General features: G+C 42.4%; 1 protein-coding gene. It reads right to left on the reverse strand.

Annotated features, from left to right (window positions below; all coding sequences use genetic code 11):
- Positions 1-454: 454 nt before the first annotated feature.
- Positions 455-2,140 (reverse strand): ATP-binding protein (locus ACEW8O_RS06470; protein ID WP_373493807.1); only part of this gene is annotated, 1,686 nt, incomplete at its 5' end.

Raw genomic sequence — 2,140 nt, forward strand, 5'->3', positions numbered from 1 at the left:
CGTTCCTACGGAACTTTCCCCTACCTCACTATCTCCTTAACAACGGGTTGAAACCCGTTGCTAAGATATCGGTCGCTCCTATGGAGCTTTTGGACAAAATCCACTTTTGGACAAAATCCAGGAAGCTAAATGGGCATACAAATTGGGCATACGCAAAAGTGCCGTAGGCATGACCGATATAAATGGTTCGATATTTTGTTCACCTTTCGATAGGATAATATCGGCCGTTCCTACGGAACTAACCCCTTCTTCACTATTTCCTAAACAACGGGTTGAAACCCGTTGCTAAGATATCGGTCGCTCCTATGGAGCTTTTGGTCAAAATTCGGGAAGTGATAATTGGGCATATGCAAAAATGCCGTAGGCATGAACAATATCTTAGCCCCCTGTTTTAACAGGAGGTTATCCGAATGCAATCGCAAACCCAAATGCCGTAGGCATGACCGATATCAATCTACTGAACTGATTGACCCTGGGCATAAAGTGATGGGAGGACACCAAATTCTGCCTTAAAATGTTTGGTGAAATACTTGGCATTGTTGAAACCTACTTTATAGGCGACTTCCGAGACGGTCAATTGTGACTTAAGCAACAACTGGGCGGCACGCTGTAACCTGACCAAACGGATAAATTCCACGGGGCTCTTTCCGGTCAGGGCACTGAGTTTTTTATAAAGGTGTACCCTGCTCATCCCCAATTCCCTGCTCATCTGTTCCACAGAAAATTCGGGGTTTTCCATTTGCTTTTCCACAAGTTCCATAGCCTTTTGGATCAACCTATCATCCAAGGATTCTATTTCCTGTTCACTGGTGCTGACACTGATTTTTTTACGGAAATGCTTCTGCAATCTTTCCTGTTCGGAGAGCAGGTTTCGGATACTGGTCATCAAAATCTCCAATTTGAAGGGTTTGGAAATAAAAAGATTGCATCCGGATTGTAACCCTTCCAATTGTTTCTCTTCTGAACTTCGTGCCGTGAGGATAATGATAGGAATATGAGAAGTTTTGAGATCCTTTTTCAGATGTTGACAAAGCTCAACGCCATCCATAATCGGCATCATCAAGTCTGAAATGATCAGGTCAGGAATATTTGCAAGCGCTTTTTCCATGCCTTCCTTTCCATCCTGTGCCACCCACACATGGAATTCTTCCTCCAAAAACTCTTTCATATATTGCCGGAATTCCAAATTATCTTCCACCAACAATATCCCCGGTTTGTCAATTTCGGTTTTTTCCATTTCCAATTCCTCATGGCTTTCCTCCTGATGAGTCTCAAGATCCAGAAGGTTCATTTTGACCGGGACTTCCAATGTCACCGTGAATTCACTCCCCCTACCTATTTCACTTTTAACCCCAATATCACCACCGTGCATTCTGGCAAATTCTCTTGACACTGACAGCCCTATACCGCTTCCCTGATTGGATATCACACCGGTATGCATCACTGTAAAATACCTATCAAACACTTTGTCTATGTCCTCTGCACGGATTCCTATTCCGGTGTCCTTTACCCGGATCATCAGTACCCCCTTTTCATCCAAAATATTATCCAAACTCACCATGACACTGATCTTACCCTCATCGGGGGTAAATTTGAATGCATTTGACAAAAGATTGAAGATGATTTTTTCGACCTTATCCGCGTCAAACTTGGTGGGCAACCTTTTGATTGAAGTTTCAAAGTTCAGCTTGATATGTTTTTTTTCCATCAGATCTTCGAAATCCTCAACTTTGCTTGCTATAAATCTGACAATATCTCCTTCCGAAGAATTAAAAACCGTTCCGTTTTTTTCAATGTTTTTAACATCCAGAATCTGATTTACCAATTGCAGCAATCTCTTGGCATTTTTCTGTATCGTGAGGTATTGGTGAGCTATTTTTTCATTGGGATTGTCATTGAGCAATCTTTCCAATGGGGCCAAGATCAAAGTCAAAGGTGTCCGGAATTCATGGCTTACATTGGTGAAAAAACGGGTTTTCAATTGATCCAATTCCAATAGCCGCTGGGCTTCCCGCTTCTCTTCCAACATTCTGAACTGTTCCCTTTCCTTTTCCAAAATCTGCCATCTAGCCCAATAAGCTATCAGGACAGCCATGATGAAATACAGGAAATATGCAAGTGGCGTTTTCCAAAAAGGTGC

The organism is Aquiflexum sp. (genome assembly GCF_041749095.1).
GTDB lineage: Bacteria > Bacteroidota > Bacteroidia > Cytophagales > Cyclobacteriaceae > Aquiflexum.